This window comes from Streptomyces sp. NPDC002125 (genome assembly GCF_053593715.1).
The window spans coordinates 1-9,228 of record NZ_JBSFDD010000061.1 but is presented as its reverse complement, the minus strand read 5'-3'; the positions used below and the strand labels follow the sequence as shown (position 1 = coordinate 9,228).

The 9,228-nt window shown below is 69.5% G+C and carries 2 protein-coding genes; both read right to left on the bottom strand.

Going from position 1 to position 9,228, the window contains the following annotated elements; translation table 11 throughout:
* A partial coding sequence (locus ACWCQM_RS40625) for a type I polyketide synthase (protein WP_450920085.1) occupies nt 1-8,524 on the bottom strand: 8,524 nt, incomplete at its 3' end.
* Between the two features lie 52 nt (nt 8,525-8,576).
* Nucleotides 8,577-9,228: phosphopantetheine-binding protein (locus ACWCQM_RS40620; protein ID WP_450920084.1), on the bottom strand; the 652-nt coding region annotated here is incomplete at its 5' end.

Sequence of the window (9,228 nt, the reverse complement as noted above, 5' to 3'; positions counted from 1 at the left end):
ACCCCTGGAACACCGGCCCGTACTCATACCCCAGACCCACCAGCCGCTCATACGCACCCTCCACCGGCACAGACACCGCCCCGGCCGGCGGCCACACCGCCAGACCGAAGTCAGCGGCCGGCTGATCCGGCAGCAGCACACCCTCAGCGTGCAGCGTCCACGGGACGTCCCGGTCACCCTCCACCCGGGAATGCACACTCACCTCACGCGCACCGTCATCCGCCGCGGCCCCGACCATCACCTGGACCTGCAGCGCCTCGGACTCGGGCACGGTCAACGGCGCCTGAAGCGTCAACTCCTCCAGCAGACCACACCCGACCTCCTCACCCGCACGCAACGCCAACTCCACCAGCCCCGTCCCCGGCACCAGCACACTGCCCAACACACTGTGATCAGCCAGCCACGGCTGAGCGGCAAGCGAGAGACGACCGGTCATGACGAGCCCACCCGAATCCGGAAGCACGACCGCGGCTCGCAGAAGCGGGTGATCAACCGCGCCGAGTCCTGCAGATTCCAGCGAACCACCGCTGCCGGCCCACGCGTTCGCCCAGTAGTCAGCCGTATCGAGCCAGTAGCTCTCATGCTGGAAGGCGTAGGTGGGCAGGCCGACACGGCGAGCTCCGGTAGGCGCGTAGAATGCTGCCCAGTCGGGGCTGTGGCCGACGGTGTGGAGCCGCGCAAGCGCCGCGACCAGCGCCTCAGGCTCGCCCTGGTTGCGCCGCAGGCCGGGCACGAACACCGCATCAGCTGCGGAACTCTGGGCCATGGCGGTGAGGACCGCGTCCGGACCGACCTCCAGGAACACCGTGACCCCGGCAGCCGACAGGGCACGCACTCCGTCCGCGAACCGCACAGCCTCGCGGACATGACGCACCCAGTACTCAGCCGAACGCAGATCCTCCGAGCCCGCCACCTCACCAGTGACGTTGGAGACCACCGGAATACGAGCCTCACCGAACGACACGCTCTCCGCAACGGCACGGAACTCGGCCAGCATCGGCTCCATCAACGGTGAGTGGAACGCATGCGAGACCCGCAGACGACTCGCCTTACGCCCCTCAGCCTCGAACCGGGCTGCGAGCGCAAGGACCTCACCCTCGGCACCGGAGATCACCACGGCGTCCGGGCCGTTCACCGCAGCGATGCTCACCGCGTCCGACGTCAGATACGGGAGAACCTCGTCCTCGGAAGCCCGGATGGCGACCATCGCACCACCCGCGGGCAGGGCCTGCATCAACCGCGCCCTGGCCGCAACCAGCCGCGCCGCATCCGCCAGCGACAGCACTCCCGAGACGTGTGCGGCCGTCAGCTCACCCACCGAATGACCCGCAAGGAAGTCCGGGCGCACACCCCACGACTCCAGCAACCGGAACAACGCCGTCTCGAACGCGAACAACGCCGGCTGAGTGAACTCCGTCCGACCCAGAACCTCCGCGTCCTCACCCCACACCACATCCCGCAACGATCCCGACAGCTGACCGTCCAGCTCAGCGACCACCGCATCAAAAGCCTCAGCGAACACCGGGTAGGCGGCGTGGAGTTCACGGCCCATCCCCACCCGCTGCGCACCCTGACCCGTGAACAGGAAAGCAGACTTGCTCGCACGCACAGCACCCACGGCAACACCACTCGTGCCGCCCGCCGCAAGCGACCGCAGCCCCTCGGCCAGCTGCTCCCGCGTCCTGCCCACCACCGCGGCACGATGCACGAACCCCGCACGCGAAGTCACCAGCGAGAAGCCGACATCCACCGGACGCAGGTCAGAGATGCCCACCCGGTCCAGCAGACGCGCGGCCTGATCACGCAACGCCTCCGGACTCCGGCCCGTCACCACCCACGGCACCACCGGACCATCCACCACCGAGCCACCAACCTCAACGGCAGGCTGCTCGTCCGGTGCCTGCTCGATGATGACGTGGGCGTTCGTGCCGCTGATCCCGAACGACGACACCGCAGCCCGACGCGGCCCCTCCGTCGCCGGCCACGCCCTGGCCTCCGTCAGCAGCTCCACCGCGCCCGCAGACCAGTCCACCTGATCCGACGGACGATCCACATGCAACGTCTTCGGCAACACACCATGCCGCATCGCATGAACCACCTTGATGATCCCCGCAACACCAGCGGCAGCCTGCGTATGACCCATGTTCGACTTCACCGAACCCAGCCACAGAGGACGCCCCTCCTGCCGGTCCTGACCGTACGTCGCCAGCAACGCCTGCGCCTCGATCGGATCACCCAGCGTCGTACCCGTACCATGCGCCTCCACCAGATCCACATCACCGGTGGCCAGACCCGCATTCGCCAACGCCTGCCGAATCACCCGCACCTGCGACGGACCATTCGGAGCCGTCAAACCATTACTCGCACCATCCTGATTCAGCGCGGAGCCCCGCACCACCGCCACTACCGAATGCCCCAGACGCCGCGCATCGGAGAGCCGCTCCACCAGAAGCATCCCCGCACCCTCACCCCACGCAGTACCATCCGCACCCGCAGCAAACGACTTCGCACGCCCATCCGAAGCCAACCCACGCTGACGACTGAACTCCACAAACGTCTCCGGAGTCGCCATCACCGCAACCCCACCCACCAACGCCAAATCACAATCACCCGACCGCAACGACTGCACCGCCGAATGCAACGCCACCAACGACGACGAACACGCCGTATCCACCGTCACCGCCGGCCCCTCAAGGCCGAAGACGTAGGAGATGCGGCCCGAGGCGATGGCGCCTGTCCCGCTGTTGGCCGCGTAGTCGTGATACATCACACCGGCGAAGACACCCGTCCGGGAACCCGCCAGCGTCGACGGAACGATGCCCGCGCTCTCGAACGCCTCCCACGAGACCTCCAGCAGCAGCCGCTGCTGCGGGTCCATGATCAACGCCTCGTTCGGGCTGATCCCGAAGAAGTCCGGGTCGAACTCGGCGACTCCGTGGAGGAACCCGCCTTCACCCACGTAGCTCGTGTTCGGCCGCGTGCCGGTCGGGTCCAGCAGCTCGTCGACCCGCCAGCCACGGTCGGTCGGGAAGGACGTGATCCCGTCCCGGCCTTCGGCGACGAGGTTCCACAGGTCCTCGGGGGACTCCACACCGCCGGGGTAGCGGCAGGCCATGCCCACGATCACGATCGGATCGTCGTCCGTCACCGTGCCGGCGTTGACGACCCGCACGTCCTCCGTGACCCCGGAGAGTTCGCCCAGCAGGTAGCGGGAGAGCGACAGCGAGTTCGGATAGTCGAAGATCACGGTTGCCGGGAGCCGGAGACCGGTCTCCTCGCCGAGGCTGTTCCGGAGTTCCAACGCACCGAGCGAGTCGATTCCGAGATCACGGAACGCCCTGTCGGCCTCGACCGCCTGGGCGCCTGAGTAGCCGAGGGCGACCGCGGCACGTTCCTGAACCAGGCCGAGCAGCAGCTCGTTCCGCCCCTCCGCCGACAGGCCGGCCAGGCGGCGCCGCAGCGAGTCCGAGCCTGCGCCGGCTGCCGCCGCGCTTCGGCGGGCCATCGGCACCAGGGCGCGGAACAGACCGGGCAGAGCATCTCCCTGGGCCCGCAGTCCGGGCAGGTCGAGGGCGGTCGGCACGACGAGGGCGCGGTCCACCGAGGGGGCCGCACCGAAGAGCGCCAGGCCTTCGTCGGTGGTGAGAGGGGAGATCCCACCGCGGGAGATCTTGGCGCGGTCGGCGGTGTCGAGCTCACCGGCCATGCCTCCGGACAGCTCCCACAGCCCCCAGGCCAGCGACTGCGCAGGCAGTCCCTGGGCACGGCGGTGGGCAGCGAGAGCGTCCAGGAAGGCGTTGGCCGCCGCATAGCTGCCCTGTCCGGGGGCACCGAGGAGTCCGGCGAAGGAGGAGAACAGGACGAACGCCGCGAGCGGCTGTCCTGCGGTGAGGTGGTGTAGGTGCAACGCGGCATCCACCTTGGGACGGAACACCGTCGTGATGCGCTCCGGATTCAGTGAGGCGACGACCCCGTCGTCGAGCACCCCCGCCGCGTGCACCACGCCGGTCAGCGTGACCTTCTCCAGGAGGGTGGCGACGGACGCGCGGTCCGCCACGTCGCAAGCTACGACGGTCACCTCCGCACCGAGAGCGGTGAGTTCGTCCCGGAGCCCGGCAGCGCCCGGGGCGTCCGGGCCGCGACGGCTGGTGAGCAGCAGGCTGCGTACACCGTGGTCCGTCACCAGGCGGCGGGCGACGAGTGCGCCGATGCCTCCGGTGCCACCGGTCACGAGGACCGTGCCGTTCCCGAAGGCGCCACCCTCGGCGTCGGTCGGCACGCCGGCCGGATCCGGGGTCGTTCCAGAGTCCGATCCGGTGCTTGCGGCCTGGGCCGTGGCCCGCGTCAGCCGTGGGGCGTGCAGCACACCGTCGCGGATCACGACGCTGTCCTCCCCTGCCGCGACGACGGCTGCGCCGATCGACCGGGGGTCCGCTGTGGCCTCCAGGTCGGCGAGCAGGATGCGGCCCGGGTTCTCCATCTGCGCGGAACGGACCAGTCCTGCGATCGCAGCGCCGATGAGACCGTCGGGTCCCGGTCCTGTGCCGGTGGTGCCGTCCGAGGCGGTAACGTCGCTCTGCACGCTCACCGGGTTGGCAACGGCGACGGCTCCGCGGGTGACGACGAGCAGACGCGACGCGTCGAACCGCCCGTCGGCGTCGGCCAGCCAGTCCTGAACAGCCGCCAGCACGCGATGCGTTGCTCCATGGACAGCATCGGCGGAGTCCACGAGGCCGGAGGGCCCCTCGGCGGCCGGAAGTGCGGTGGCGTCCGGACCGATGGCCTCGAGTACCACGACATCCGGGACGAGGCCGCCGCGATCCAGCTCCTCCCAGGCCCCGATCGTGACGGCTCCCTGCTGGGTGGCCGACGGCAGCCTCACCCAGTCCAGTTGATAGAGCGAGTCGTGGAAGGTGGCTGCTGCGGCAGCCAGTTGTGCATCGGAGATGCGGCGCAGAGCCAGCGAGCCGACCGTGGCGACCGGCCGTCCCTCGACATCGGTGGTCTCGACGCTCACCGCGACGCTCCCGCCGCCGGACTCGCCCGGGACGAGCCTGACGCGCAGCGAAGCAGCGCCGGAGGCGTGCAAGGCCACCTTCGACCAGGTGAATGGCAGGGTCGGGCCCTGGCCCACCGCGTCGGTGAGGGCGACCGCGTGCAGTGCCGCATCGAGCAGAGCGGGATGAAGACCGAAGCGCTCCGCCTCGCTGCGGGCCTGCTCGGGAAGCGTGGCCTCGGCGTAGATCTCACGGCCGTGTCTCCAGGCGGCGGTGAGCCCCTGGAAGACCGTCCCGTAGACCATGCCGGACTCGGCGAGGCCCTCGTACAGTCCGTCCAGATCCAGCGGTTCCGCACCGGCCGGCGGCCACTCCTGCAGCGCGGCCCCGCCGCTCGGAGCGGGGGCCGCGGCGGCGGACGCCAGCATCCCACTGGCGTGACGCGTCCACGGAGCATCGGCGTCCGCGTCACCGGAACGCGAATAGACGCCCACCGAACGGCCGGCGTGGACGGCGTCGGGCGCCCGGACGACCACCTGGACCTGGACCGACCCACGCGCGGGCAGGACGAGTGGCGCCTCGATCACCAGCTCGTCGAGAACCGGCGAGCCGACCTGGTCCCCTGCTCGGATGGCCAGCTCGACGAACCCCGTACCGGGGAAGAGGACCGACTCACCGATCACGTGATCCGCCAGCCAGGCGTGCGAACCGACGGAGAGCCGGCCGGTGAAGACGGCACTGTCGGCGTCGGCAAGCATCACCATCGCACTGAGCAGGGGGTGCTCGGCAGCATGCAGTCCGGCAGCGGCGGCCCCCGCGACCGCACGGTCCGAGAGCCAGTAGTGCTGACGTTGGAAGGCGTACGTGGGCAGGTCGACGCGGCGGGAGTCGGTGGGAGCGTAGAACGCTGCCCAGTCGGGGCTGTGGCCGACCGTGTGCAGCCGCGCAAGCGCCGTGACCAGCGCCTCGGGCTCACTCTGCTTGCGCCGCAGACCAGGAACGAACACCGCCTCGACGGCGGAATTCTGCGCCATGGCAGTGAGGACCGCGTCGGGGCCGACCTCCAGGAACACGGAGGCCCCGGCAGCGGACAGCGCACGAATGCCGTCGCCGAAACGGACCGCCTCACGGACATGCCGCACCCAGTACTCGGGCGTACGCAGGTCGTCGGAGGACGCGAGCTGGCCGGTGACGTTGGAGACGACCGGGATGCGGGCTTCTCCATACACGACGCTCTCGGCGACCGTGCGGAACTCGGCCAGCATCGGTTCCATCAGCGGCGAGTGGAAGGCGTGCGAGACCCGCAGACGATTCGTCTTACGACCCTCAGCATCAAACAAGGCTGCGAGCGCAAGGACCTCACCTTCGGCACCGGATATCACCACGGCGTCCGGGCCGTTCACCGCAGCGATGCTCACCGCGTCCGACGTGAGATACGGGAGAACCTCGTCTTCGGAAGCGCGGATGGCGACCATCGCACCACCGGCGGGCAGGGCCTGCATCAGCCGCGCACGCGCAGCCACCAGCCTTGACGCATCAGCCAGCGACAGGACACCCGAGACGTGTGCGGCCGTCAGCTCACCGACCGAATGACCGGCCAGGAAGTCGGGCCGCACACCCCACGACTCCAGCAGACGGAACAACGCCGTCTCGAACGCGAACAGCGCCGGCTGAGTGAACTCCGTCCGACTCAGAACCTCCGCGTCCTCGCCCCACACCACATCCCGCAGCGGGGTAGACAGATGCCCGTCCAGCTCCGCGACCACTGCATCGAATGCCTCAGCGAACACCGGGTAGGACGCGTGGAGTTCACGACCCATCCCCACCCGCTGCGCACCCTGACCCGTGAAGAGAACCGCCAGAGCACCGGCGGAACGTGAAGTCCCCCGCACCACACCGGAGCCTTCACGGCCCTCCGCCAAGGCTCCCAAGGCGGACAGCAGTTCATCACGGTCACGGCCTACGACCACAGCGCGCTGATCGAGCACCGCACGCGACGTCGCAAGCGAGAAGCCGACATCCACCGGACGCAGATCAGACCCAGCCACCCGGTCCAGCAGACGCGCAGCCTGCGCCTTCAACGCATCCTCACCGGCAGCCGACAGCACCCACGCCTGCACCGGCAACTCCAGAGCAGAAACCGGAGCCTCCTCCTCCGCCTCCTCGCTCTCGGCGGACTCCTCCTCCGGCGCCTGCTCGATGATCACATGGGCGTTCGTGCCGCTGATCCCGAACGACGACACAGCGGCCCGACGCGGACCATCCGTCTCCGGCCACTCCCTGGCCTCAGTCAGCAGCTCGACCGCACCCGCGGACCAGTCCACCTTCGGCGACGGCTCGGCCACGTGCAGCGTCTTCGGCAGCACCCCGTGCTGCATCGCCTGGACCATCTTGATCAGACCGGCGACACCCGCCGCGGCCTGGGCGTGACCGATGTTGGACTTGATGGAGCCCAGCCACAGGGGCCGTCCCTCCGGCCGGTCCTGGCCGTAGGTCGCCAGCAGTGCCTGCGCCTCGATCGGGTCGCCCAGTGTCGTGCCGGTGCCGTGCGCCTCGACCGCGTCGATGTCGGAGGGGGTGAGCCCGGCCGAGTTCAGTGCGTCCTGGATGACGCGTCGCTGGGCGGGACCGTTGGGTGCGGTCATGCCGTTGCTGGCGCCGTCCTGGTTGACGGCAGAGCCGCGGACCACCGCGAGGACCGGGTGGCCGTTGCGCCGGGCGTCCGACAGCCGCTCCACCAGGAGGACGCCGACGCCCTCGCCCCACCCCGTGCCGTTCGCGTCGGCGGCGAAGGCACGGCATCGGCCGTCGGGAGACAGGCCGCGCTGCTCACTGAAGTAGGCGAACACGTCAGGGGTGGACATCACGGTGACGCCCCCCGCGAGCGCGAGGGAGCACTCGCCGCGGCGCAGTGACTGGATCGCGAGGTGGAGCGCGACCAGAGAGGAGGAACAGGCCGTGTCGATCGAGACGGCCGGGCCCTCCAGACCGAGGGTGTATGCCACCCGGCCCGATACCAGGCTGCCGGCAGTCGTGACGCTGGCGTAGTCGTGGTAGACGACGCCGGCGAACACTCCGGTCCGGCTGCCCTTGAGCGACGAGGGGTCGATCCCCGCGCGCTCCAGGCTTTCCCAGGATGCTTCCAGCAGCAGCCGTTGCTGCGGATCCATGTCCTCGGCCTCACGCGGGCTGATCTTGAACAGCTCCGGGTCGAACTCATCGGCGTCGTAGAGGAATCCGCCGGTCTTCGCGTAGCTCTTGCCCGGCGTTCCCGGCTCCGGGTCGTAGATGTCGTCGACATTCCAGCCTCGGTTGGCCGGGAAGTCGGCGATCGTGTCCGTCCCTGCCGCCACCAGGTCCCACAGGTCCTCGGGGGATCCGGCGCCGCCGGGGAAACGGCAGCTCATGGCGACGATTGCGATCGGCTCGTGTTCCCTGGTCTCGGCCTCCCGCAGCTTGCGGCGGACCTGGCGCAGGTCGGTGGTGGCTCGCCGGAGGTATTCCCGGAGCTTGGCGTCGTTCTCCATCGTCGTCATACCCAATCTCGGAGGAAGTTCATATGAGGACTGAGAAGAGCTCTCAGGAATGGCCCAGTTCGCTGTCGAGCAGATCGAACAGCTCGTCATCGGAAGCGGTGCTGAGATCCGGCTCGTCCTCGGGAGTCACCGCATCGGGCTGGGCCGCGTTCCAGCGGCGCAGCAGATTTTCCAGACGCGCCGTGATCTGAGCGCGCCCACCGTCCACGAGCGAGGCTGCGGCAAGGGCAGCCTCCAGACGCTCGACCTCGCCGATCAGGTGCTGGGAGCCGTCGGCATCTCGGGGTGCCAGTGACTCTTGGAGCTGTACGGCCACATCGCGGGCGGTCGGGTAGTCGAACACCAGGGTGGAGGGGAGCTCCAGGCCGGTGGCGATGTTGAGGCGGTTGCGGAACTCGACGGCGGTCAGGGAGTCGAAGCCGAGTTCCTTGAAGGCACGGTCTGCCTCGATGGCATGGGCCGTGGCATGGCCCAGCACGCCCGCGACCTGTTCCCGGACCACCTCCAGGAGCAGCCGCTCGCGCTCCTCCGTACCGAGACCGGACAGCCGCCCCGCGAGGGTCGCGCCCCCGCCGGCCGTACCCCGGGAAGAGACACGAGCCATGTGGCGGAGGAGGTGAGGAACGGTGGCCGGCTGGGACCGCAACGCCACCAGATCCAGCGGCAACGGCACCACGACCGCCCCACCCACAGCC